Annotated in this window: 19 protein-coding genes and 1 pseudogene; 11 read left to right on the top strand and 9 right to left on the bottom strand. The window is 65.7% G+C overall.

Annotated features, from left to right (window positions below):
• Positions 1 to 3 precede the first annotated feature (3 nt).
• From waaC to JJB74_RS01820, 4 genes are read left to right on the top strand one after another with little or no spacing between them, the layout of a single operon-like run.
• Entirely contained in the window at positions 4 to 990 is a 987-nt protein-coding gene (gene waaC / locus JJB74_RS01835; RefSeq protein ID WP_200590112.1) for a lipopolysaccharide heptosyltransferase I, read from the top strand.
• 37 nt (positions 991 to 1,027) lie between these two features.
• The gene (locus tag JJB74_RS01830) at positions 1,028 to 1,897 is read left to right on the top strand and encodes a Kdo hydroxylase family protein (protein ID WP_200590110.1); all 870 of its coding nucleotides are present in this window, start codon (positions 1,028 to 1,030) and stop codon (positions 1,895 to 1,897) included.
• 1 nt (position 1,898) lies between these two features.
• A complete protein-coding gene (locus JJB74_RS33020; protein WP_234483504.1) occupies positions 1,899 to 3,392 on the top strand; it encodes a 3-deoxy-D-manno-octulosonic acid transferase in 1,494 nt (497 codons plus the stop codon).
• Complete coding sequence (locus JJB74_RS01820) at positions 3,328 to 3,594, top strand: oxidoreductase-like domain-containing protein (protein WP_407672252.1); 267 nt, start codon at positions 3,328 to 3,330, stop codon at positions 3,592 to 3,594. Before JJB74_RS33020 ends, JJB74_RS01820 begins: the two co-directional genes overlap by 65 nt.
• A 96-nt stretch (positions 3,595 to 3,690) precedes the next feature.
• Here the strand turns inward: JJB74_RS01820 and JJB74_RS01815 are convergent, their stop codons facing one another.
• The 3 genes from JJB74_RS01815 to JJB74_RS01805 are packed head-to-tail and all read right to left on the bottom strand — an operon-like array spanning position 3,691 to position 9,455.
• Positions 3,691 to 5,097: an efflux transporter outer membrane subunit gene (locus JJB74_RS01815; protein WP_200590106.1), complete on the bottom strand. Its 1,407-nt coding sequence runs from the start codon at positions 5,095 to 5,097 to the stop codon at positions 3,691 to 3,693.
• On the bottom strand, positions 5,094 to 8,246 hold the full coding sequence (locus JJB74_RS01810; protein WP_200590103.1) for an efflux RND transporter permease subunit: 3,153 nt from the start codon (positions 8,244 to 8,246) through the stop codon (positions 5,094 to 5,096). The genes JJB74_RS01815 and JJB74_RS01810 overlap by 4 nt, the downstream gene beginning before the upstream one ends.
• Positions 8,247 to 8,258: 12 nt before the next feature.
• A complete protein-coding gene (locus tag JJB74_RS01805) occupies positions 8,259 to 9,455 on the bottom strand; it encodes an efflux RND transporter periplasmic adaptor subunit (RefSeq protein WP_200590101.1) in 1,197 nt (398 codons plus the stop codon).
• Positions 9,456 to 9,689: 234 nt separating this feature from the next.
• Here JJB74_RS01805 and JJB74_RS01800 point away from each other — a divergent pair, with 234 nt between their 5' ends.
• Complete coding sequence (locus JJB74_RS01800; protein ID WP_200590099.1) at positions 9,690 to 10,337, top strand: TetR family transcriptional regulator; 648 nt, start codon at positions 9,690 to 9,692, stop codon at positions 10,335 to 10,337.
• A 112-nt stretch (positions 10,338 to 10,449) separates the two neighbouring features.
• Positions 10,450 to 13,914 (top strand): DapH/DapD/GlmU-related protein, encoded by a 3,465-nt coding sequence (locus JJB74_RS01795; RefSeq protein WP_200590098.1) that lies wholly within the window; start codon positions 10,450 to 10,452, stop codon positions 13,912 to 13,914.
• A 32-nt stretch (positions 13,915 to 13,946) separates the two neighbouring features.
• Here JJB74_RS01795 and JJB74_RS01790 read toward each other — a convergent pair whose 3' ends face one another.
• From JJB74_RS01790 to JJB74_RS01770, 5 genes are all read right to left on the bottom strand, one after another.
• On the bottom strand, positions 13,947 to 15,278 hold the full coding sequence (locus JJB74_RS01790) for a TolC family outer membrane protein (protein WP_200590096.1): 1,332 nt from the start codon (positions 15,276 to 15,278) through the stop codon (positions 13,947 to 13,949).
• Positions 15,279 to 15,363: 85 nt separating this feature from the next.
• The gene (locus tag JJB74_RS01785) at positions 15,364 to 15,687 is read right to left on the bottom strand and encodes a rhodanese-like domain-containing protein (RefSeq protein WP_200590094.1); all 324 of its coding nucleotides are present in this window, start codon (positions 15,685 to 15,687) and stop codon (positions 15,364 to 15,366) included.
• A gap of 10 nt (positions 15,688 to 15,697) precedes the next feature.
• Positions 15,698 to 16,363: a protein-L-isoaspartate O-methyltransferase family protein gene (locus JJB74_RS01780; RefSeq protein ID WP_200590092.1), complete on the bottom strand. Its 666-nt coding sequence runs from the start codon at positions 16,361 to 16,363 to the stop codon at positions 15,698 to 15,700.
• A 61-nt stretch (positions 16,364 to 16,424) separates the two neighbouring features.
• A complete protein-coding gene (locus tag JJB74_RS01775; RefSeq protein WP_200590090.1) occupies positions 16,425 to 17,081 on the bottom strand; it encodes a TetR/AcrR family transcriptional regulator in 657 nt (218 codons plus the stop codon).
• 76 nt (positions 17,082 to 17,157) lie between these two features.
• Positions 17,158 to 18,408 carry a hypothetical protein gene (locus JJB74_RS01770; RefSeq protein ID WP_234483494.1) on the bottom strand — a complete coding sequence of 417 codons (1,251 nt, stop codon included), beginning with the start codon at positions 18,406 to 18,408 and terminating at the stop codon, positions 17,158 to 17,160.
• A 392-nt stretch (positions 18,409 to 18,800) separates the two neighbouring features.
• Here JJB74_RS01770 and JJB74_RS01765 point away from each other — a divergent pair, with 392 nt between their 5' ends.
• The 4 genes from JJB74_RS01765 to recQ all read left to right on the top strand — a co-directional run bounded on the left by JJB74_RS01765 (position 18,801) and on the right by recQ (position 22,436).
• Positions 18,801 to 19,067, top strand: a complete 267-nt coding sequence (locus tag JJB74_RS01765; protein ID WP_200590086.1) for a YkgJ family cysteine cluster protein — start codon at positions 18,801 to 18,803, stop codon at positions 19,065 to 19,067.
• Positions 19,064 to 19,603, top strand: a complete 540-nt coding sequence (locus JJB74_RS01760) for a DUF1439 domain-containing protein (RefSeq protein WP_200590084.1) — start codon at positions 19,064 to 19,066, stop codon at positions 19,601 to 19,603. Before JJB74_RS01765 ends, JJB74_RS01760 begins: the two co-directional genes overlap by 4 nt.
• A gap of 139 nt (positions 19,604 to 19,742) precedes the next feature.
• Complete coding sequence (locus tag JJB74_RS01755) at positions 19,743 to 20,576, top strand: undecaprenyl-diphosphate phosphatase (protein WP_200590082.1); 834 nt, start codon at positions 19,743 to 19,745, stop codon at positions 20,574 to 20,576.
• Positions 20,577 to 20,618: 42 nt separating this feature from the next.
• A complete protein-coding gene (gene recQ, locus JJB74_RS01750; RefSeq protein ID WP_200590080.1) occupies positions 20,619 to 22,436 on the top strand; it encodes a DNA helicase RecQ in 1,818 nt (605 codons plus the stop codon).
• A gap of 305 nt (positions 22,437 to 22,741) precedes the next feature.
• Here the strand turns inward: recQ and JJB74_RS01745 are convergent, their stop codons facing one another.
• Positions 22,742 to 23,005 carry a hypothetical protein gene (locus JJB74_RS01745; protein WP_200590078.1) on the bottom strand — a complete coding sequence of 88 codons (264 nt, stop codon included), beginning with the start codon at positions 23,003 to 23,005 and terminating at the stop codon, positions 22,742 to 22,744.
• Between JJB74_RS01745 and JJB74_RS34145 the strand changes: the two are divergent.
• A pseudogene (locus tag JJB74_RS34145) lies at positions 22,946 to 23,068 on the top strand (DUF6531 domain-containing protein); the annotation flags it as partial. The gene JJB74_RS01745 and the pseudogene JJB74_RS34145 sit on opposite strands and share 60 nt — an antisense overlap.
• Between the last annotated feature and the right edge of the window lie 9 nt (positions 23,069 to 23,077).

Raw genomic sequence — 23,077 nt, 5'->3', positions numbered from 1 at the left:
GCGTTGAACATCCTGGTCGTTCGCGTTTCCTCGCTTGGCGACGTGGTGCACAACATGCCGATGGTGGCCGACCTGCGCCGCCATGTGCCTGGCGCGACCATCGACTGGGTGGTGGAGGAGTCCTATACCTCGCTGGTAAGGCTCAACGACAGCGTGCGCGACGTGATTCCGTTCGCATTGCGCCGCTGGCGCCGCAACATCGCCTCAGCCGCCACCCGCGCCGAAATGCGCGGCTTCTACCGTGCGCTGCGCGCGAAATCCTACGACCTGGTGCTTGATACCCAGGGCCTGTTCAAGACCGGCCTGGTCATGCGCATGGCGCGGCTGGCGCCGGGCGGGCGCCGCGTCGGTCTGGCCAACGCCACGGAAGGCTCGGGCTACGAAGCGATCTCGCGCATCTTCCACACGCAAAGCATTCCGGTGCCGCTGCGCGCGCATGCGGTGGAGCGCGCGCGGCTGGTCGCGGCCGGTGCGCTCGGCTATCGCATCGACAGCCCGGCCGACTTTCATCTCGCGCCGCCGCAGCTCGCGCCGGCCTGGTTGCCGCAAGAGCCGTACGCGGTGTTTTTCCATGGCACCGCGCGCGCGGCCAAGGGCTGGGCGCCGGCGCGCTGGATCGCACTGGGCCGGTCGCTGGCCGAGCGCGGCCTGATCGTGCTCCTGCCCTGGGGCAGCGCAGTGGAACGCGCGGCGGCCGAGGCGCTCGCCGTCGCCATTCCCGGCGCGCGGGTGCTGCCGTCGTTGCCGCTGATGGAAGCGGTGCTGCTGGCGCAGCGGGCCAGTCTCGCCGTCGGCGTGGACACCGGACTCACGCACATCGCCGCCGCCTACAACCGGCCGACGATCGAAATCTATTGCGATTCGCCGCGCTGGAAGACCGAAGGCAACTGGTCGAACGCCATCATCAATCTCGGCGAGATCGGCGCCCCGCCCGAGGTGCGCGAGGTGCAGGCCGCCGCGTTTTCGCTGCTTGACCGGCAACCGGCGTAATTTCCGGTTATCGACACGGGAGGGCATAATACGGCCGATGGAACAGCAAATCATCAACATCCCCCATCACGAGTGGCACATCGGGGCGCCCAACAACGCATGGATTTCCGCCCTGGAAGCGGGCAAGGTTCTGCATTTCCCGCAACTTCCGTTTGAATTCGAGGCACAGGAGCGCGCATTTCTTGCGCCCGAGGTGCGCGATCCCAAGGTGCGCAACATCAGTCTTGATGCCGCCGGCAAGCTCAAGGGCGCAGCGCTCGACGAGGCGCAGCAGGCGCGGCTCGCGGCCATGATCGGCCGTTTCCGCCAGCAGGCCACTACGCTCATCACGGGTTTGTTGCCGGCGTATGCGAGCGCTCTGCGCACCGCGCCGACCAGCTACCGTCCGAGCCGGGTCGAGACCCGCACGCAATCCTGGCGCGCCGACGACCGCCGGCTGCACGTGGATGCGTTTCCATCGCGGCCGAATTACGGCGAGCGCATCCTGCGCGTGTTTGCCAACGTCAATCCGCAAGACCAGCCGCGCGTCTGGCGTGTCGGCGAACCGTTCGACATGGTGGCCCAGCATTTCATGCCGCGCTTCAAGCACTATTCCCGCTTTCAGGCGCAGATGCTCAAGGCGCTGCATGTGACGAAGTCGCTGCGCAGCGAGTACGACCACATGATGCTGCAGCTGCACGACGCGATGAAAAAGGACATGGATTACCAGCAGGATGCGCAGCAGGTGACGATGCCCTTTGCGCCCGGCTCGGTCTGGGTCTGCTTTTCCGACCAGACCTCGCATGCGGTCATGTCCGGACAGTACATGATGGAGCAGACCTTCCATCTGCCGCCGGAAGCGCAATACGACCCGGGCGCCAGTCCGCTTGCCATCCTGACGCGGCTGTCCGGCCGCAAGTTGGTGTGACATGCGCTGGCTGTATTCCTTTCTGTGGTGGCTGTCGCTGCCTCTGGCGCTGCTGCGCTTGTGGTGGCGCGGTCGCAAGGAGCCGGGCTACCGGCAGCATATCGGCGAACGCCTCGGCTTTTACGACGGCATTGAGCCGGCATCCGGCGGCAAGCTGATCTGGCTGCATGCGGTCTCGGTCGGCGAGACGCGCGCGGCCGAACCGCTGATTGGCGCCTTGCTCGATGTCTACCCAGACCGCAGCCTGCTGTTGACGCACATGACGCCCACCGGCCGCGCGACCGGCGCCGAGCTGTACGCGAAATACGGCGATCGTCTGCGCCAGGTCTATCTGCCCTATGACATTCCGTGGATCGTGCGGCGTTTTCTGAAGCGCTTCCAGCCGCGGCTGTGCATCCTGATGGAAACCGAGGTGTGGCCGAATCTGATCGCCGGATGCAATCGCGAGGGTGTGCCGGTGGCGCTGGTGAATGCGCGCCTGTCCGAGCGCTCGCTGAAACGTTCGCGTCGCTTCGGCAACCTGCTGCGCGTAGCCGCAGAGGGCATTGCCTGCGTCGCTGCGCAAACCGAAGCGGATGCGGCGCGCCTGCGCGCTGCCGGCGGCAATGGTGTCGAGGTCACCGGCAATATCAAGTTCGACGTCAATCCGAAGCCGGCATTGCTGGATGCGGGCGCAGCGCTGAAGGCGCGCTTTGGCGGTCGCCCGGTGCTGCTCTGCGCAAGTACCCGTGAAGGCGAAGAGGCGCTGATCCTGGATGCGCTGGAGCGCGCGGTGCGGCAGGCGGAAGAAGAAACAGAGGCGCAGGCGGCTGCACAGCCGGCTGCGGTTGCCGAGCCTGTCGAGGCTGGCGAAATCGAGCAGGCGCAGCATTCGTCCGAGTCGCCCATTGCGAATCCGGAAGCGGAGCCGGGCGGGTCGCAGACGGAGGGGGTGGCGCTGCAAAGCGTGGTCGAGGCGTCGTCCTCCGCCCACGCGAGCGCACCGCGCCACCATCATCTGCCGGAAGATGCGCTGCTGGTAATCGTGCCGCGCCATCCGCAGCGCTTCAACGATGTCGCCGCGGCGCTGGAGGCGCGCGGCATCGGTTATTGCCGGCGTTCGACGCTGGTCGGCGATGTGCCGGCCGACATCCACGTCATGCTTGGCGATTCGATGGGCGAGATGTTCGCGTATTACGTCGCGTCCGATCTGGCTTTCATCGGCGGCAGCCTCATGCCGCTGGGCGGCCAGAACCTGATCGAAGCCTGCGCGGTCGGCACTCCGGTGCTGATTGGCCCGCACACCTTCAACTTCGCCGCGGTCAGCGACGACGCGGTGGCCGCTGGCGCGGCGCTGCGAGTGAAGGATGCGGACGACATGCTGCGCCAGGCGGCGCTGCTGTTGAACGATAAGGAGGCGCTGCGGCGCATGGCCCAGGAAGCGCAAGGCTATGCGTATCGCCATCGCGGCGCGACCGCGCGCACCGTATGGCTGTTGGCGCCGTTGCTGGGTTGAGGCTGATCTGTTCGCAATGAATCCTTCTTTTCCCACCGACCCCCGTCCCGAACCTCCCGAACGTCCGGACGACAGTGAATGCTGCCAGAGCGGCTGCGACCCTTGCATCTTCGATTGGTATTACCAGGAAATGGACCGGTATCGGGAAGAGCTGAAGGCCTGGGAGGAACGCCATCCGGAATTAATGGGCGGTTCCCGGTAACCCGACTGAGACGGTTTGCATTGCGCCAACCAAGTGACCATGAAAAAAGCCGCGCACCTCGCGGCACGCGGCTTGCACCTTGCTACATCCAAGCGCTTATTGCACCTTCAACCCACCGCCCAGCGAACGATAAACATCAATCGCATTCGTCAGCCGCAGCAGGCGCGTTTGCACCAGGGTCTGCTCGGCAGTGAACAGTTCGCGCTCCGCGTCCAGCACATCGAGCGAACTCGACACGCCGTTCTTGAAGCGCTGCTGCGCCAGGTTCAGGCGTTCGACTTCGGCCACCCGCACGCGGCGCTGCGCTTCGACCTGATCTTCGAGCGTGCCGCGCGCCACCAGCGCATCGGCGACTTCGCGGAATGCGGTCTGGATCGTCTTTTCGTAATCCGTCACCGTCAGGTCCCTGCGCACTTCGGCCAATTGCAGATTGCTGCGATTGCGGCCCCAGTCGAAGAGCGGCACCGTCAGCTGCGGCGTGAAATTCCAGGACGAGGAGCCGGCACTGAACAGATTGGACAGCTGGGTGCTGGCCGTGCCATAGCCGGCGGTCAGCGAAATGCGCGGGAAGAAGGCGGCGCGCGCGACGCCGATGTTCGCATAGCTGGCACGCAGCCTTTGCTCGGCGGCGCGGATGTCGGGACGATTGGTCAACAAGTCCGAAGGCAGACCGGCCGGGATATCGGTGATCAGCTGTTGCGACGACAGGTCATTGCCCGGCGCCAGTTCGCCGATCGGCGCGCCGACCAGAAGCACCAGCGCATTGTGCGCCTGCGCACGCTGGCGCTGCAGCTGCAGCACCGATACCCGCGCCGATTCCACCAGGGTCTCGGACAGCCGCAGATCAAGCGCCGAGGAGGCGCCGACATCGAAGCGCTGCTTGGCCAGCTCATAACCCTGTTGCCGGCCTGCGAGCGTGCGTTGTGCCAGCACCAGTTGTTCGGCCGCCGCCAGCTCGGCCAGGAAGGCCTTCGCGGTCTCGGACACCAGGCTGATCTGCGCCACGCGCTGTGCTTCCTCGGTGGCGAGATAGCTCGCCAGCGCGGCCTGGTTCAAGGCGCGCACCCGGCCGAAGAAGTCGAGCTCGAACGCGGAAATGCCGAGACCGACCTGGTAGACATCGGTCAACAGCGGCCTGCCGCTGGCGGACAGGGCGCCCGGCGTGCGGGCGCGGCTGGCGTTGGCAGTGCCATTGATCGTCGGCAGCACATCGGCGCGCTGCACGTTGTACAGCGCGCGCGCCTGCTCGATGTTCAGGGCGGCGGTGCGCAGGTCGCGGTTATTCGCCAGCGCGGTTTCGATCAGCTGCTGCAGGCGCGGATCGGTGAAGAATTCGCGCCAGCCGATATCGACCGCCGGGCGCTGCGACTGCGCCGCCGCATGCTGCGGGAATTGCTCAGCCACCGGCGGCTGCGGCTTGACGATTTCCGGCGTGAGCGAGCATCCGGCCAGCGCCGTGGCCGCCGCGGCTATGGCCAGCAAGCGGACAGGGGACTTCATCATATTTGTTCCTCTTGTTGATGGATGCGATTGGCGGCGTACATCTTGCGCTGGCGATCGCTGCCGCGGAACAGCTTGCGCACCACGACAAAGAACACCGGCACCAGGAAGACCGCGAGCACGGTGGCGGTGATCATGCCGCCCATGACGCCGGTGCCGATGGCGCGCTGGCTGGCAGCGCCGGCGCCGGAAGCGATCACCAGTGGCAGCACGCCCAGGATGAAGGCCAGCGAGGTCATGATGATCGGCCTGAAGCGCAGATGCACCGCTTCCAGCGTCGCATCGATCAGGCTCATGCCCTCGGCCTGCAAGTCCTTGGCGAACTCGATGATCAGAATCGCGTTCTTCGCCGACAGGCCGATGATCGCAATCAGGCCAACCTTGAAGTAGACGTCGTTCGGCATGCCGCGCAGCGAAGCGCCGAGCAGCGCGCCCAGGATGCCCAGCGGCACCACCAGGATCACCGCCAGCGGAATGCTGGTGCTTTCATACAGCGCCGCCAGCACCAGGAACACCGCCAGCAGCGACAGCGCGAACAGCGCCGGCGCCTGCGAGCCGGAAGTCTTTTCTTCCAGCGACTGGCCGGTCCATTCGTAGCCGAAGCCGGCCGGCAGCTGCGCGGCAAGCTTTTCCATCTCCTGCAGCGCTTCGCCAGTGCTCTTGCCCTTGGCCGCGTCGCCGGAGATGCGCATGGACGGATAACCGTTGTAGCGCACCAGCTGCACCGGGCCGGTGACCCAGCGCGGGCTGGAGAAGGCCGAGAAGGGCACCATGTCGCCGTTGGTATTGCGCGCATAGAGTTGCCCGATATCCGCAGGCTGCAGGCGATCGGCGCTGTCGGCCTGCACGATCACGCGCTGCATGCGGCCGGCGTTCGGGAAGTCGTTCACATAGGACGAACCGAAGGCGTTCGACAGCGTGCTGTTGATCTCGGTGAAGGTCACGCCCAGGGCCTGCGCCTTGTCGCGGTCCACGTCCAGCTGCAGCTGCGGCGTGTCTTCCAGGCCTTCCGGACGCACGCCGGCCAGCACCGGGCTCTTCGCCGCCATGCCCAGCAGCTGGTTGCGCGCCTGCAGCAGGGCCGCATGGCCGAGGCCGGCGCGGTCCTGCAGGCGGAAGGTGAAGCCGGTGGCATTGCCCAGCTCGCGGATCGGCGGCGGATTGACCGGGAAGATGATCGCATCCTTGATCTGCGACACCGCGCCGAAGGCCGCGCCGATCAATGCGGTCACGGACTGGTTGTCACCCTTGCGCTCCTTCCAGTCCTTCAGCGGCGTGAACACCAGGCCGGCGTTCTGGCCATTGCCGGAGAACGAGAAGCCGCGCACGGCCACCGTGTGCTCGATGTCCTTCTGCTTCAGGTAATAGCCTTCGACCTGGTGGATCACCTGTTCCGTGCGGGCCGCGGAAGCGCCCGGCGGCAACTGGATGTTGGTGATGAAGAAGCCCTGATCCTCATTCGGCAGGAACGACGTCGGCAGGCGCACGTACAGCAGCGCGACCACGCCGACGATCAGGCCGTAGATGATCATGTAGCGCCCGGCGCGGCTGATGATGCGCGCCACCAGGCTCTGGTAGTTGCCCGCGGTGCGCGAGAAGCCGCGGTTGAACCAGCCGAAGAAGCCGCGCTTCTCGTGATGGTGACCGGCCTCGACCGGTTTGAGCAGCGTGGCGCACAGCGCCGGCGTGAGCGTCAATGCCATCAGCGCCGAGAACAGCATGGATGCCACCATCGACAACGTGAACTGGCGGTAGATCGCGCCCACGGCGCCGCCGAAGAAGGCCATCGGAATGAACACCGCCACCAGCACCAGCGTGATGCCGACGATGGCGCCGGTGATCTGGCTCATGGCCTTGCGGGTCGCGTCGCGCGGCGACAGGCCTTCCTCGCTCATGATGCGTTCGACGTTTTCCACCACCACGATGGCGTCGTCGACCAGGATGCCGATGGCCAGCACCATGCCGAACATGGTCAGCACGTTGATCGAGTAACCGAAGGCCGCCATCGCGGCGAAGGTGCCCATCAGCGCCACCGGCACCACGATGGTCGGGATCAGCGTGTAGCGGATGTTCTGCAGGAACAGGTACATCACCAGGAACACCAGCACCACCGCTTCAAGCAGGGTCTTGACGACTTCCTCGATCGAGATCTGCACGAACAGCGAGGTGTCGTAGGGCACGTCGTACTTCACGCCCTGCGGGAAGTACTTCGACAGCTCGGCCATCTTGGCCTTGACCAGGTTGGCGGTCTGCAGCGCATTCGCGGTGGGGGAGAGCAGCACGCCGATGGCGGCGGTCGGCTTGCCGTCCAGGCGGGCCGCGGTGGAATAGGCCTGGCCGCCGATCTCGATCCTGGCCACGTCGCGCAGGCGCACGGTGGAGCCGTCCGGATTGGCGCGCAGGACGATGTTGCCGAACTGTTTGGGGTCGGTCAGCTGGCCATTGACCACGATCTGCGCGGCGATCTGCTGATTCGCCGGCTGCGGCAGATCGCCCAGGGTGCCCGAGGCCACCTGCGCGTTCTGCGCGCGGATGGCGTTCACGACATCGGTGGTCGACATCCTGTAGCCGACCAGTTTGGCCGGGTCGATCCAGATGCGCATCGCGCGCTCGGTGCCGAACAATTGCGCCTGGCCGACGCCGGGCACGCGCCGCACTTCATTCAGCACGTTGCGCGACAGATAGTCGCCGAGCGCGACCGGGTCGAGCCGGCCGTCGGTGGAGGACAGCGTGGTGAACAGCAGGAAGTTGCTGCGCGCCTTGTTCACCTGCAGGCCCTGCTGCGTCACCGCCTGCGGCAGGCGCGACTCCACCCGCTTCATGCGGTTCTGCACGTCCACTGCGGCGAGGTCCGGATTGGTGCCCGGCAGGAAGGTGGCGGTGATCTGCGTCTGGCCGCTGGCGTCGGACAGCGATTCGACGTATTGCAGGCCGTCGGCGCCGTTCAGCTCCTGTTCGATCAGGCTGGTCACGCTTTCGTCCAGGATTGCGGCCGAGGCGCCCGGATAGACGGCGGTGATCACGATGGACGGCGGCGCAATCGTCGGATACTGCGAAATCGGCAGTATCCGGATGCACAGCGCCCCGCCCAGCAGGATGAACAGCGCAATCACCCATGCGAAGACCGGTCGGTCAATGAAAAACTTTGCCATGAGAGGAATTCCTTATTTCTGCGGGTTCGCCTGGGCGACGCCGGCCGGCGCATTGCCGGCTGGCGCGTTGGCGTTCCACTGCGTGGTCTTCACCGGCGCGCCCGGCTTCACCTTTTGCAGTCCTTCGACGATGACGGTATCGCCGGCGTTCAGGCCGTCGGTGACGATCCAGTTGTTGCCCTGCGCGTCGCCGGTCTTGATGGGGCGCGGCGCGACCTTGCCATCGGCGCCGACCGTCATCACCGAGGCGCCGTTGTTGTCGCGCAGGACGGCCTGCTGCGGCACCATGATCGCGGACTGGTCCACCGCCTGCTCGAGCCGCGCGCGCACATACATGCCCGGCAGCAGCAGCCGCTTCGGATTCGGGAATTCGGCGCGCAAGGTGATCGCGCCCGAACTCGGGTCGACGGCCACGTCGGAGAACAGCAGCTTGCCAGTTTGCGCATAGACCTGGCCGTCGTCGGTGACGATGGAAATCTTCGCCTGGTTCGGGCCGACGCTCTGCAGCTTGCCGGCATCCATCGCGCGGCGCAGCGCCATCATCTCGGTGGCGGACTGGGTCAGGTTGACGTAGATCGGATCGATCTGCTGGATCATCGCCAGCGGCGTGGCTTCACCCTGGCCAACCAGCGCGCCCTCGGTCACCTGGGCGCGGCCGATGCGGCCCGAGATCGGCGCGGTCACCGTGGCATAGCCGAGGTTCAGGGTCGCGGTCTGGACGCTGGCCTTGGCCGACTGCAGATCGGCCTGGGTCTGCTTCTGCGCGGCCAGCGCGTCATCGTATTCCTGGCGGCTGATCGCATTGGTTTCCACCAGCGGCTTGTAGCGCTGCACTTTCAGGTTGGCCTGGGCCACGTTCGCCTCGGCGCGGGCGCGGGTCGCTTCTGCACTGGACAGCACCGCCTGCAGCGGCGCCGGGTCGATGCGGAACAGCACATCGCCGGCCTTGACTTCGGAGCCTTCGACGAAGACCCGCTTCTGCACGATGCCCGGCACCCGCGCCCGCACCTGGGCCACGCGCACTGCCTCGATGCGGCCCGGCAATTCGGAAGTGATGCCCACGCGCTGCGGCGCCACCTTCACCACCGCCACCTCCGGCGGCGGCGGCGCGGCCTGGGCCTGTGCGTCCGGTTTCTTGTCGCCGCATGCCGAAAGCGCCAACGCGGCCAGCACTGCGGCGAACAATGGAGTGGGATGGAATCTGCTCATGAATGGCTCGCAAAAAGAAGAGCCGTCCGCGCAGGCTACTGGACGCGGGCGGAGAGGTTGAATCGGTGGATCGACTTGGAAACTGTGCCGCGGAAAACGTTGCAAGAATTCGATTGCTTGAAACCGTATCGCGGCTTGCGAAAGTTCTGTAGTGTACATACATTCGTGAATGTATGTTTGCCGGCAATCCGTTTTCTGCCGTGACGTCCGGGATTTTGTTGCAAAAGAGAAAATATGGCACGAGCCACCAAGGAAGAAGCGCTGGAAACCCGCAACCGCATCCTCGATGCAGCCGAAGACATCTTTCACGCACAGGGCGTATCCCGCACTTCGCTGGCCGATGTGGCCGACCGCGCCAATGTCAGCCGCGGCGCGATCTACTGGCATTTCAAGAACAAGAGCGATCTGTTCGACGCGATGTGCGAGCGGGTGCGCCTGCCGATGGAGGAAATGGCGGCGCCGGCGCTGGACGAAAGGCAGGCCGATCCGCTTGGACAATTGCGCCGCACCTGCCTGTTCGTGCTGGAGCAGGTGATGCACAACTCGCATTCGCGCAAGGTGCTCGGCATCGTCTTTCACAAATGCGAATACGTGGAAGCCGCCGGGACGATCGTCGAGCGGCAGCAGGAAGTGTTCCTGCGCGGCCGCCGCCATATCGAGGGGAGCCTGCGCAACGCGGTGGCAAAGGGACAATTGCCATCCGACCTGGATACGGCGCTGGCCGCGCTGATGTTCCAGGCGCAATTGGACGGCCTGATCAACACCGCGCTCTTTACTCCCGATGGCGGCGGCGTGGAACGTCATGCCGAGCGCCTGATCGATGCCGCCATCGACACCTTGCGCAGTGCGCCATCGCTACGGTGCGAACGGCGCATACCGTAACTGAACCCTGCGCGCGGTTCGCCATCCCCGCTTGAGGCCTCACAAGGCAGGCCGGAAGGCCGCACCTTAAGGTCGCTCCACTTCTCACTTCTCACTGCGAACGGGAGCGAACATGCTGAGCGCGACAGCCTTTCTTGCCGATGGCCTGGACCTGGTGGTCGAATTCCTTGCGCGTGCCGAAGCCGACGCCGGCGCAATGCGCGCGCGCTATGCCAGCGTGGCAGCACTGGCGCAGGCCGCGCAGGAAATGACGCGCTGGGCGCAGGGCTCGACCCATGCCGGCACGCTGCGCGCCGATGCCGATGCGCTTGCCCTTGCCGTATCGCAGGACTTGTGGCAAGACCTGTATGCGCGCGTGCTCTTCGCCGGCAGGCCAGTTCCTCCCGATCGCATCGGTCTGAACGTGCGCGGCGCGGGCGGCATGCTGGCGGCGCTGGAGCTGGTGCTCGAATACGCCGGACATGCCTGTTCACATAGCGCGATGGCCTGGAAAGACCATCCTGCTCTGCGCGATGCGCAGGGCGCACCGATCGCCGTCGACCTGGCGCCGCAAGCCTTCGTCGCGGCGCCCTGGCAGCCGCTGCGCGAGCTGTTTTTGCGGCATGCGCAACTGCGTCTAACCATTCCCCAGGTGGCGTGCGCCGGCCGCGGCGCGCAAGCGCCCGATGCCTTCCTGTTCACGCCGCCCGGCGGCGCCGCGCTGCTGATCTGCCGGCCGTCATGGTACGAGCAGCAGTGGCAAACGCTGCGCCAGCATTTCCTCGAACATGCGCTACTGCTGTTTCGCCTGCTGTTCGCGGACGGGGCCGGAGGATGGGGACTGGATCCGGACTCCAGGCTGCTGTGGGGCTTCGCCAACCTGCTCGAGCACAGCGAAGGCATCGGATTCGTGGCGTTCGGCGACTTCGGCGATGCCTGCGCCGATATGGCCCGGTTGCAGGAAGCCCGTCCATCGCAGGAGCTGCGCGGCCATCTGCATGCCGCTGTGCGGGACCTGGCCCGCATCTGGCCGGCAAACTATCCCGCGCAATCCGCCACGCTGCGGGCGATGTATGCCGGCTGGATGGTGCGTGTGCATGCTCGTGCGCATGTCGGGGCCGGCGTTGTGCTGGAGCCGGGCGTGCGGCTTCTTGCCAACGCGGTGGTCGAGGCGGGCGCGGTGGTGCGCATCGGTGCCCGTATCGGCGCCGGGGTGCACGTGCCGCGCGGCGTGGTCATCGGCCGGCAGGCGCGCGTGATGCGTCTCGACGTGCATGGCGCCGCGCTGCCGGCGGGAACGGTGCTGCATGGCGATGTGCGCCTGCGCCCGCACGCCTGGATCCAGCGCCATGTCGAAATCGGCCACGATGTGGAAATCGGTCCCGGCGTAGTGATACGGGAAGGCATGCACATCGCCGACCATGCCCGGATCACCCATTGCCGCGTCGGCGACAAGGTAAGGCTGTGGCGCGGCACCATCGTCGAAGGCAACCTGGACATCGAGGACGGCGTGCGGATCGGCCCGGATGTGAGCTTTGCGAACGGTGTGCGCGTGCGCACCGGCGCCGTGCTCGGTCCCGGCATTCGCGTGCCAGAGCACACCATCGTCGTCGCCGGCGCGCGCATCGACTGCATCCGGCGCGGCGCAGCGTCGATATTCGAGCCGGACGTGGTCCTGCACGGCAATGTCGACATCGGCGCCGGCGCGGTCATCGGCGCCAATGCGGTGCTTGGCCCGGATGTGCGCATCGGCCCGGGCGTGCATCTGCCGCCGGGCATACAGGTGGAAGCGGGCGCATGCATCGACGTGCTGCGGCTGCATGGCAATGTGTTGCCGCGCAGTTGCAGCCTGGCGGGAAGCCTGGAGATCGGCGAGCGCTGCGGCATCCTGCGCGATATCCGCTTCGGCGCCGGCGTGGAGATTGCCGCGGGAATCAGCTTGCCGGCCGGCGTAATCATTGCCGATGGCGCACGCATCGACACGCTCGCCCTGCGCGGCGCGTCCCTGCCCGCCGGCACCACGCTGGAAGGCGATCTGCACTTCGAGCGCGGCGTGCGCGTCGGGCGCGCAGTGCGCTTTGGCGCCGGCGTGCGCATAGCCCGCAACGTCGTCGTGCCGGACGCGGTGAGCATTGCGCCGCTCGCCCGCATCAGCCGACTGCACATCGCGCGAGGCGCGCTGCCCTTTGGGGCGCGGCTGTATGGAAATCTGCACCTGGGCGAGGGCGTGGTCGTCGGACGCGATGTCGAATTCCATGCCGGCGTCGAGATCGGCTGCGCCTGCGCGATACCGGATGGCCTGGTGTTTGCGCCCGATGCGCAGATAACGCAGTTTTCGATCGCGCCGGATGTGACGCTGCCGCCGGGCAGCATCGTTGCCGGCAATCTGCGCCTGGAAGCCGGGGTGACGGTGGGTGCTGAGGTGCGCTTCGGCGCCCGGGTCCATGTTGGACGCGGCGTAGCGATTCCGAATGGAGCGGAACTGGCGCCGGATGCCTGCATCACGCAGCTGGAAATCGGCGCGGGGGTCGCGCTGCCGCAGCATTTCGTGCTCGCGGGCGACGTCAGCATCGGCGCCGACGCCTGCATCGGTGAAGGCGCCATTCTCGGCGCCGATTGTGTGATCGGCGCAGGCGTCGAGATACCGCCCGGGGCGGTGGTCGCGCCTGGCGCCCGCATCGAGCGCCTGCGCATCGCGCCGGATACGCTGCTGCCGCCGCAGACAGCGATCGGCGGCAATCTCGTCATTGGCCGCGAAGTTCAGGTCGGCGTAGGCATATCTTTCGGCGACGGCGTGCGCATCGCGCCGCATGTGAGGCTGCCGTCGGGCCTGGTGATCGTTTCCGGCGCGACCATCCGCCATCTGCACGTGCCGCCGGGCGTTCTGCGGCAGGGAACCATGGTGGACGGCGATCTCACTGTTGCCGCCGGCGCCGACATCGGCGACGACGTGTACTTCGGCGCAGGCGTCACCGTGGGAGCCGGGGCGCGCATTGCCGCAGGCGTGGCCGTGCCAGCAGGCAGCCGCGTGGGCGCGGGCGCGCGCATCGAGCTGCTGGATATCGGTGCGGACGTCGCTTGGCCCGCGCAGGCCACGATAGGCGGCGACCTCGTGGTCGGTGCGGCAGCCGTCATTGGGGAAAACGTGCGCCTGGGCGCGCGGGTCAGGATAGGCGCCGGCGCGGTGATCGGCGCTGGCGCTGCCATAGGCGACGATGCGGTGATCGCGCCGGGATCGATCGTGGAGCCAGGCTGCATGGTGCCGGCCGGTGCGCAATGGCAGATGCGGTCGCCGGCGCCGACTTGGCCGCCGCAGTTCGGCGCCGCGCTGTCGGCAGAGCCCGGAAATCCGGCCGGCAGCGATATTCCGGTACGGGACGTGCTGCTGGAAGCTTGGGCGGATGAACTGGGTCTGACGCCGGACCTTCTGCCCATCGGCGTGGAACCGCCAGCCGCGCCGCTGGAGGCAGGGACGGATTACCAGGGCGCGCCGGCGGCCCCAGTGCCGCTGGCCGGGGAGCCGCCTGTTGCACCCGAGCCCACCACGCCGCGCGCGATTCCGGCGCGCATGCCGCTGCCGTCGCCGTGGCGCCTGTGAGAACGGCGTTCGGCTGCTCAGCGTGAAAGGTTCTACATCGTCTGCAGCAGCGTATTGATCTTCTGCAGGTCCTGTTCCTGCAGCACCCCGGCCGCCGATTTCAGGCGCAGGCTGTTGACCAGGGTGTCGTAGCGCGCGCGGGCCAGATCGCGTCGGGTGGCGTAGAGCTGCTGCTGCGCATTGAGCACGTCGATGTTGATGCGCACGCCCACCTGGTAACCGAGCCGGTTCGAGTCCAGCGCCGACTGGCTCGACACCTCGGCCGCTTCGAGCGCCTTCACCTGGGCCAGTCCGCTGGCAAAGCCGAGAAAGGCCTGGCGCGCGCCCTGCGCCGCGGTGCGGCGCGCGTTTTCCAGGTCGGCGCGGGTGCGCTCTTCCTGCGCGATCGATTCCTTGACCTTGCTGGTGACCGCAAAACCCGAGAACAGCGGCATGCTCCACTGCACGCCGACATTGGTGTTGTTGGCCACATAGGGCTGGGTAAAGGTGATCGTCTGACCGTTCTGGTTGCTGTGAGTGCGGCTGGCCACCAGATCCACCGTCGGATAATGGCCCGCACGGTTCTTGCTGATTTCGCGCCGCGCCACCTCGAGCGCGAACTGCTGCGCTACCACGTTGTAATTTTGCCTTTCCGCGCTGTCTACCCACGGGTCCATGCGCTCCGGGTCGGGGCGCGGCAACAGCAGTCCCGGGCGCAAGCCGGCCAGGTCAGGCGCCGGATGGCCGATGATCTGCTGCAGGGCGGCGCGCTTGATGTCCAGGTCGCTGGTGGCGGCGAATTCCTGCGCCACCGCAAGGTCGTAGCGCGCCTGGGCTTCCTGGCTGTCGGTGACGGTGGCGGTGCCGACCTCGAAATTGCGCTTGGCGGCCGCGAGCTGTTCGGTGATGGCCATCTTCTGCGCCTGCACCGTTGCCAGCGCATCCTGCGCGGTGAGCACATCGAAATAGGCCTGGGCCACGCGCACGATCAGATCCTGCCGGGCCTGCTCGAATTGCGCCTCGCTGACCGCGACCGCCAGCCGTCCCTGCTGGAAGCCTTCCCAGTTGGCCCAGCGAAACAGCGGCTGCGCCAGCGATACCGTATAGGTATTGACGTTCGCGCCGATGCCGATGGTGCCCGGCGTGCTGGCCAGGTTGGCATCGGTTTCCTGCCGGGTGTAGCTGCCGTTGACCCCCACCGAAGGCAACAGTCCGGCGCGGCCTTGCGGCAGGCGCTCCTGCCCGGCCTGCAGCTGCGCGCGCGCGCTGGCATAGACCGGATCATTGGCCAGCGCCTCCTGGTACACCTGGAGCAGATTCATTGCCCCGGCATCGCAGGCGAACAGGGTGGCAACAAACGTCAGGGCCAGGCGGGTAGGGCGCATAGGGTCTCCGGGAGCGAGGTTGTCGTTGCGGCGACCCGTCGGGCCGCCGGTGGGGCGCGGTTGGCTTGCGATGACTTGAGATGACTCAGTAAGTCGGCATGTTCGGATCGACCTGCAGCGCCCAGGCATGGACGCCGCCGGTCAGGTTCGTCACATCGGAAAAGCCGTGATGCTCCAGAAAGGCAGCCACCTGCATGCTGCGCGCGCCGTGGTGGCAAATGCAGACTACCGGCGCATCCGCATCAAGCTCGTTCAGCCGGGCCGGCACTTCGCGCATCGGCATAGTCTGCGCGCCGTCGATGTGGCAGGTGGTGTATTCCCACGGCTCGCGCACATCGAGCAGCAGCGGCTGCGGCCGGCCGGCGTCGGCCAGCCATTGCGCCAGTTCCGGCGCCGACAGATGTCGCATGAGTTTTCCTTCAGAAGCGGAAATGGGAAGGCCGCGGCGCATCGCGCAGCTGCCGGATATCGGTTTCGAACAGGTTGCGGGTGTGGTAGCCGGTCTCGGAGGTGCGCTCGATCAGGCGCGCCTGCATGACCGGCGATTCACCGATCACCGCCAGGATGCGGCCGCCGACCTTTACCTGCTTCAGGAAATTCTCCGGCAGGAAGGGCAGCGCGCCGGAGATGATGATCACGTCGTAAGGCGCGCCGTTCTGGCCCGAGCCTTCCCAGCCGTTGGCGCCATTGCCCAGCACCACGTCGACATTGCCGATGCCGTAATCCTTCAGGTTTTTCTCGGCCATCGCCTTCAGCTCCGGCGAGATTTCCACCGTCGTCACATGCCGTGCGCGGTGCGCGAGCAGCGCTGCCATGTAGCCGGTGCCGGCGCCGATCTCGAGCACGTTCTCATGCTTTTGCACCTGCGCTTCCTGCAGGATGCGCGCCTCGAAGCGCGGCGGCAGCATCGATGCGCCGCCCGGCAGCGGGATCTCGGTATCCATGAAGGTGAGGCTCTTGTAGGCTTCCGGCACGAAGGCTTCGCGTCTGACCACATGAAGCAGGTCCAGGATGTCGGTGTCCAGCACATCCCACGGGCGGATCTGCTGTTCAATCATGTTGAAACGGGCTTGTTCGATGTTCATTGCGGTTAGGGTGTGAAATGCGGGAGAAAAAAGCAGGCTGCATTTTAGCAAAGCCCACTGTTCAGCCGGCCGGCCGCGCGATGGATGGCGCCAGAAGGCCGTGCGTGAGCAGATCGATCATGCTGTCGAGATAAGCCTGCGGCGACACCGGCTCGGGCCGGCAGGCATCGAAGGAATGCCGCCACAGCGTCAGCATCAGCACCGGCGCCACCACCACCATGTGCGCCTGATGGACGTCGATGGCGCGGAATTCGCCGCGCGCGATGCCGCGATCGAGCATGCGCATCACCAGCGCATTGCTGCGCGAGATGATTTCCTCGTGATAGAACTTGGCCACCTCCGGGAAATTGCCGGACTCCGCCAGCACCAGCTTGGTCAGCCCGGCCAGTGGGGTTTCGCCTATGCGCTGCCACCAGCCGAAAATGAACTCCCGGAACAGCGCGACGCTGGAACCGCTGTAGCCGTCGATCAGCGCCGCCGCCTCGTCCAGCACCGGCAGCAGGTTTTCCCGCACCAGCGCGAAGAACAATTCTTCCTTGCTCGGAAAGTACAGATACAGCGTGCCCTTGGAGACGCCGGCGCGGGCGGCCACGTCGTCCAGGCGCGTGGCGGCGTAGCCGCGCTCGACGAAGAGTTCCAGCGCAGCCGCGAGCAGCTCCTGTGGACGCGCCTGTTTGCGTCGCGTCCAGCGCGGTCGGTTGGAGAGGGGGCATGACATGGGGTGGGCGGAAATAACTGACTGTCGAGTCAGCAGGGTAAGGGGGTGCCAGATTGCAGTCAAGCAAAGCACGGCATCAATATTCCGCTTTCACGATCAGGGCGCTGTGCATCTGGAACAGGTCGGGTTGGCGGAAGCGGATTTGCAGGCGGACTTCCAGACGCACCTTGCGGGAAGATGCGGCATTTTTGCTCCTGGCGATCTCATCGCCTTTCTCCGTACTGTCTTCTGAGACAAGGCCGTCACGGCTGAAGTCATCGTCCACCGCACGAAAGTCGAGTACGTCCTCGTCCTGCTCGCGGCGCAACAGTACGGCAAGCTCGGGCTTGAAGGCAGCGTCGGGACGTAAGCCCAGCGCTTTGCCGTGTTTTCCACCGAGCAGGTATTGCCTTACATAGAGCAAGAGATTCGGGCCGGCTACATGCAGGATGACTGCGGGTAGTTCATCCGATGGCGAGGCGCTTAGCCGATCGGCCAGGCTAGCCGGAGTGTTCCATCGTTTGAATCTGCCGTCGGCTTCGAGGAAATGCCACAGGCCGCGAGACGGGAATTCCATGGACTTGCGGCCCCGACGATTCCAGGTGTCGATGAACAGTTCACGCTTCAGCGCTGCATGCTCCTTCGCTGCATCGGAATCGCCGTCCATGTCCTCTTGCGGCCAGTGGATCTCTACGAAACCCGGCGTGCCGGACAGCGTCGTGTAAGTACTGGCAATGAAGCGGGTCGCGGCCTCGCGTTCATTTTTTTCGATATTGCGGACGATCGCGGCCGCCACTCCCTGCGAGGTACCGTCCATGCCGAACACTGCCTTGACGTAAGTTGCCACATGGAACACGAAACTTGTCGCCATTCCTGAGTGTCCGCTGAGTAGGGAAGACAGAAAACCATTCTGGACCAGGATATTGCGCACTGCATCCTCGAACATTTTCCTGATTACATCTGCATTCCGCTCGCCAAGCCTGTCTCTTAACTCTTCCAGAGCTTCGGCCAGCATCGCCATTGCCAGCGGCGGCAACTGGAAGCCGGGCGGGTGCAATTCCGCAGCCACGGCTTTTCCGGTACGTTGAATTCTTGGTACACCGCGCTCCTGGTTTTCAACATCCGGCGTTTCCAGCTTCCCTTTTGTCAGTTCGTCAAGCAATCTGCCGCGAGCGCGGTACATCGCCGGAGCAAGCGCAGCCTGGAATTGTTTGGCCCAGACAGCCATGTCGCCTCTCAGGTCGCGGAAGGGCAGGGTGTCGAGTCCTTCCGCTTTCAGGCCCTTCAGATAGGCGCGTACCTGTTCCCGCCGCCGCTGCGGCGGCTCAAAGTCCAGCGGCGCTTGCAATCGCAGGTCCGCGGCGCTCAGCTTGAACGGCGGCGGCATGGCGGAAGCATCGCTTGTTGCAGGATGGGGCGCAGCGGGCGCGCTTGCGTTCGAGGAGGGGGGAAGCGGCTGACCTGCGCGGCGGGGCAGGGAACGCGGCGAAGCGGCGGGTGAGGTTTGCTCCTCACGCGAACCGAGCTTCGGCGGCGTGACGGCCTGGCTCCCGGCCTTGCCGGTTTTGCCAGCGCTTGGCCGCGATAGCGGCGCAAATGACACTTCTCCTTTTCGATACGACACCCCGTTTCCTGCCCTGTCGCCCATACCAACCCCATGAAATGTGACACGGCTGCCTTCGTAACCGGAAACGCAATCCAGTTTTCTGCTTCCACCATGAGTTTGCGTAAAATCACGGGATGCCCGAAAACCTCACCTGCCGTCCCGGCTGCGGCGCCTGCTGCATCGCCCCGTCGATTTCCTCGCCGATTCCCGGCATGCCGCATGGCAAGCCGGCCGGCGTGCGCTGCGTGCAGCTCGACGAGGACCATCGCTGCCGCATCTTCGGCCATCCGGAACGCCCGGCCGTGTGTGGCAGCCTGAAAGCCGAAGCCGAGATGTGTGGCGCAAACCGCGAAGCGGCGCTGACCTGGCTTGCCGACATGGAAAAGGCGACCGCCGCATGAAACGCTTCCTTCCGCTCTTCCTTGTCGCTGTCCTCGCCGCTTGCTCCAGCCTGATCGGTCCACGCGAAGTCGATGTGCCGCTGTCCCGTTTGCAGGAAGGCGTGGCGCGCCGCTTTCCGTTCGATCAGCGCTATATCGGCATTCTTGACGTACATGCGGACCACCCATCGCTGGCATTACGCCCCGAAAGCGGACGCATACAGCTGTCCCTGGATGTGTCCCTCACGCCGATCATCGGCAACGGCGGCTGGCGCGGCGGTGTCACGCTGTCCGGCACGCCGAGGGTGGATAGCGGCGCGCGGGCGCTGACGCTGTCCGAGCCGCGGGTGGAGGACATACGCGGCGACGGCATGGGCGATGGTCTCGGGCCGCAGGTCGCGCGGGTGGCCAGCTTTCTCGCCGCGCAGCTCGTCGGCGACGTGCCGGTGTACCGCTTCCGGGACGGCGATTTCCGCTATGCCGGCATCAGCTTCGTGCCGGTCAGAATCGATACCCGGGCCGACAAGCTCGTGGTAACCTTCGACCCGGTCAAATAAGCCGGACAGTTTCCGGTACAAAATCCAGGCACGCGTTGCACGGGTAACAACATGCATGCCAGCCGACGACGTGCCCGCAAGGCGATGCCTTGACATTGCCGCACCTCACCCCCATTCCAGTAACCATTCCCGATCATTCATGGATTCCCTGCTTATCATCAAGTCAATCATCATGGGCATCGTCGAGGGGCTCACCGAGTTCCTGCCGATTTCCTCGACCGGCCACCTGATCCTCGCCGGCAGCCTGTTGAACTTCGTCGGCGACAAGATGAAGGTATTCGAGATCGTGATCCAGGCCGGCGCGATCTTCGCCGTGATGTGGGAATACCGCGCGCCCATCGCGCGGGTGCTGGGCGGGCTGGGTTCGGATCCGAAGGCGCAGCGCTTCATGGTCAACCTGATCGTGGCCTTCATGCCGGCGGCCATCCTCGGCTTCCTGTTCAACAAGAAGATCAAGGCCGTGCTGTTCGCGCCGGTCCCGGTGGCGCTGGCCTTCATCATCGGCGGCTTTGTGATCATGTGGGTCGAGCGCCGCGCGCGCGCGCAGCAGGGCGCCGCGCGCATCGAGACCGTGGATGACATGACGATGGTCGACGCCTTCAAGATCGGCTGTGCCCAGGCCTTCGCGCTGATCCCCGGCACCAGCCGTTCCGGCGCCACCATCATGGGCGGCATGCTGTTCGGCCTGTCGCGCAAGGCCGCCACCGAATTCTCGTTCTTCCTGGCCATACCGACGCTGTTGGCCGCCACCGTATATTCGCTGTACAAGGAGCGCGCGCTGCTGTCCGCGGCCGACGTGCCGATGTTCGCTGCCGGCACCATCGCCGCCTTCCTCTCGGCCTTCCTGTGCGTGCGCTGGCTGCTGCGCTACATCAGCAGCCATACCTTCAATGCCTTTGCCTGGTACCGCATCGTATTTGGCCTGCTGATACTGCTCACCGCCTTCACCGGCTGGGTGACCTGGGCCGACTGAGCACCTCAGAACAACTGAACTTCAAGGAACATCCGCAAGACCATGTCAGACCTGTCCCAGCGCGCATTGCATCTGCTGCAGACCATCTTCGGCTATCCGGCGTTTCGCGGCCAGCAGGCCGACATCGTCGAGACCATCGCCTCCGGCGGCGATGCGCTGGTGCTCATGCCCACTGGCGGCGGCAAGTCGCTGTGCTACCAGATCCCGGCGCTGCTGCGCGACGGCGTGGGCGTGGTGGTGTCGCCGCTGATCGCGCTGATGCAGGACCAGGTCGATGCGCTGGACGAACTCGGCGTACGCGCCGCCTTCCTGAATTCCACGCAGAGCTGGCAGGAAGCCTCGCGCGTGGAGCGCCTGGTGCGCAATGGCGAACTGGACCTGCTGTATGTCGCGCCCGAGCGGCTGCTCACGCCGCGCTGCATGGAATTGCTGCAGGAGGCGAAGATCGCGCTGTTCGCCATCGACGAAGCGCATTGCGTGTCGCAATGGGGGCATGACTTCCGGCCCGAATACATCCGCCTGTCGGTGCTGCACGAGCAGTTTCCGGACGTGCCGCGCATTGCGCTCACCGCCACTGCCGACCAGCAGACGCGCGAGGAAATCGTGCGCCGCCTGGCGCTGGACGATGCGCGCGAGTTCATCTCCTCGTTCGACCGGCCGAACATCCGCTACCAGATCGTCGAGAAGAGCAATGGCCGCAAGCAATTGCTGGACTTCATCGGCAGCGAGCATCCGGGCGACGCCGGCGTGGTCTACTGCCTGTCGCGCAAGAAGGTGGAAGAGGTCGCGCAATTCCTGGTGGAGAGCGGCATCGAGGCGCTGCCGTATCACGCCGGCATGAACCTGGACACGCGCACCAGCAATCAGGCGCGCTTCCTGCGCGAGGAAGGCATCGTGATGGTCGCCACCATCGCTTTCGGCATGGGCATCGACAAGCCCGACGTGCGCTTCGTCGCCCACCTCGACCTGCCCAAGAGCATCGAGGGCTACTACCAGGAAACCGGCCGCGCCGGCCGTGACGGCGCGCCGGCCAATGCCTGGATGGCCTACGGCCTGCAGGACGTGGTGCAGCAGCGGCGCATGATCGATGAATCCGAGGCCGACGAAACCTACAAGCGCGTGCAGAGCCAGAAGCTCGACGCAATGCTCGGCCTGTGCGAGACCGTCGGCTGCCGGCGCGTGCGGCTCTTGTCGTATTTCGGCCAGCATTCCGAGCCCTGCGGCAATTGCGACACCTGCCTGAATCCGCCGGTCACCTATGACGCCACGGTGCCGGTGCAGAAACTGCTGTCGACCATCTACCGCTGCGGCCAGCGCTTCGGCGCCGGCCATGTGTTCGACGTGCTGCGCGGCATGGACACCGACAAGGTCAGGCAATGGAAGCATGAGCAGCTGTCGGTGTTCGGCATCGGCTCGGACATCGGCGACCAGGAATGGCGCGCGATTCTGCGCCAGGTGATTGCGATGGACCTGGTACATGTCGACCCGGACGCCTACAACTCGCTGCGCCTGACCGAGTCGGCGCGGCCGGTGCTGCGCGGCGAACGCGCGGTGCAGCTGCGCCGCTATGTGAAGCCGGTCAAGGCCAAGCGCAGCCAGACGAAAGCGAAGGGCTATGTCGAAGCCGACCTGTCGCCGGTGGAACAGCGCATCTTCGAAAAGCTGCGCTGGTGGCGCATGGAAACCGCGCGCCGCCACAATGTGCCGGCCTACGTGATCTTCCACGACGCCACGATGCGCGAAATCGCCAAGGCCATGCCGCAATCGCTGGAGGATTTGCGCGGCGTGAGTGGCGTGGGCGAGAAGAAGCTGCAGACCTATGGCAGCGAGCTGGTGGAGCTGATCGGCGAGCTGGTGTGACGGCGGTCCGCTAAAGCGCCTCGCGACCTCGTAGGGCCTGCTCCGCCCACGCGTCTGTTCGGTCACCGCGTGGGCGCAGCAGGCCCTACGAGCGGACGCAAGATCGCGCTTGTGCAACGCGTCCTTTTCCTCGCCTTCGCAGGCCCACCGGCCTTATCCTTGTTTCAAATTTTCAGTTGCGCCAAGAAACATTTCGCTGCAAACTTCCGGCGCAGTTTTCCTTCCTCGCCGTGTCCATGAGCTCTTCTGGCGGCGCGTCTCCCTGATTCGAATGCTTCAAGCGATACGCCATGATGCGCATCCCGTCATGGGCCGCGGCCATGCTGTTTGCCTGTGCCGTCGCGCCCGCATTCGCAGCAGAACCTGGCGCCGCCTGTGACCCGGGCGGCGCTGGTGCGCCCTGTGGCGGCGCGCAAGTCGCCGGCATGGACAACACCGGCGGACCCGGCCAGGGCGCCGGCAATCCGGTCAACCTCATTACCGGCAACAAATACCAGCGCGAGACCGACATGGCGCCGCTGCCCGGCGTGCTCGGTCTCGAAGTCGTGCGCCATTACAACAGCAGCCATGCGCTGGTCGGCGAACCGGATTTCGGACTCGGCCGCGGCTGGCAGCTTTCCTACGAAACCCGGCTGTTCCTG

Source organism: Noviherbaspirillum pedocola (assembly GCF_016632335.1).
Classification (GTDB): Bacteria; Pseudomonadota; Gammaproteobacteria; order Burkholderiales; family Burkholderiaceae_D; genus Noviherbaspirillum_A; species Noviherbaspirillum_A pedocola.
The sequence above is the reverse complement of the archived record's forward strand: the minus strand, read 5'-3'. Positions and strand labels throughout refer to the sequence as shown.

Coding starts and splice junctions, on each gene's coding strand:
- JJB74_RS01785 (WP_200590094.1), bottom strand. CDS start 15,687: ATGCGACATCTGTCGGCGCCGGAACTGGCGCAATGGCTGGCCGACGCC.
- JJB74_RS01755 (WP_200590082.1), top strand. CDS start 19,743: ATGGATTCCCTGCTTATCATCAAGTCAATCATCATGGGCATCGTCGAG.
- JJB74_RS01775 (WP_200590090.1), bottom strand. CDS start 17,081: ATGTCATGCCCCCTCTCCAACCGACCGCGCTGGACGCGACGCAAACAG.
- JJB74_RS01830 (WP_200590110.1), top strand. CDS start 1,028: ATGGAACAGCAAATCATCAACATCCCCCATCACGAGTGGCACATCGGG.
- JJB74_RS01805 (WP_200590101.1), bottom strand. CDS start 9,455: ATGAGCAGATTCCATCCCACTCCATTGTTCGCCGCAGTGCTGGCCGCG.
- recQ (WP_200590080.1), top strand. CDS start 20,619: ATGTCAGACCTGTCCCAGCGCGCATTGCATCTGCTGCAGACCATCTTC.
- JJB74_RS01810 (WP_200590103.1), bottom strand. CDS start 8,246: ATGGCAAAGTTTTTCATTGACCGACCGGTCTTCGCATGGGTGATTGCG.
- JJB74_RS33020 (WP_234483504.1), top strand. CDS start 1,899: ATGCGCTGGCTGTATTCCTTTCTGTGGTGGCTGTCGCTGCCTCTGGCG.
- JJB74_RS01820 (WP_407672252.1), top strand. CDS start 3,328: ATGCGTATCGCCATCGCGGCGCGACCGCGCGCACCGTATGGCTGTTGG.
- JJB74_RS01795 (WP_200590098.1), top strand. CDS start 10,450: ATGCTGAGCGCGACAGCCTTTCTTGCCGATGGCCTGGACCTGGTGGTC.
- JJB74_RS01790 (WP_200590096.1), bottom strand. CDS start 15,278: ATGCGCCCTACCCGCCTGGCCCTGACGTTTGTTGCCACCCTGTTCGCC.
- JJB74_RS01800 (WP_200590099.1), top strand. CDS start 9,690: ATGGCACGAGCCACCAAGGAAGAAGCGCTGGAAACCCGCAACCGCATC.
- JJB74_RS01765 (WP_200590086.1), top strand. CDS start 18,801: ATGCCCGAAAACCTCACCTGCCGTCCCGGCTGCGGCGCCTGCTGCATC.
- JJB74_RS01815 (WP_200590106.1), bottom strand. CDS start 5,097: ATGATGAAGTCCCCTGTCCGCTTGCTGGCCATAGCCGCGGCGGCCACG.
- JJB74_RS01760 (WP_200590084.1), top strand. CDS start 19,064: ATGAAACGCTTCCTTCCGCTCTTCCTTGTCGCTGTCCTCGCCGCTTGC.
- JJB74_RS01745 (WP_200590078.1), bottom strand. CDS start 23,005: ATGGCTGCTGTTGTAATGGCGCACGACTTCGAGACCGAGCACGCCGGG.
- JJB74_RS01780 (WP_200590092.1), bottom strand. CDS start 16,363: ATGAACATCGAACAAGCCCGTTTCAACATGATTGAACAGCAGATCCGC.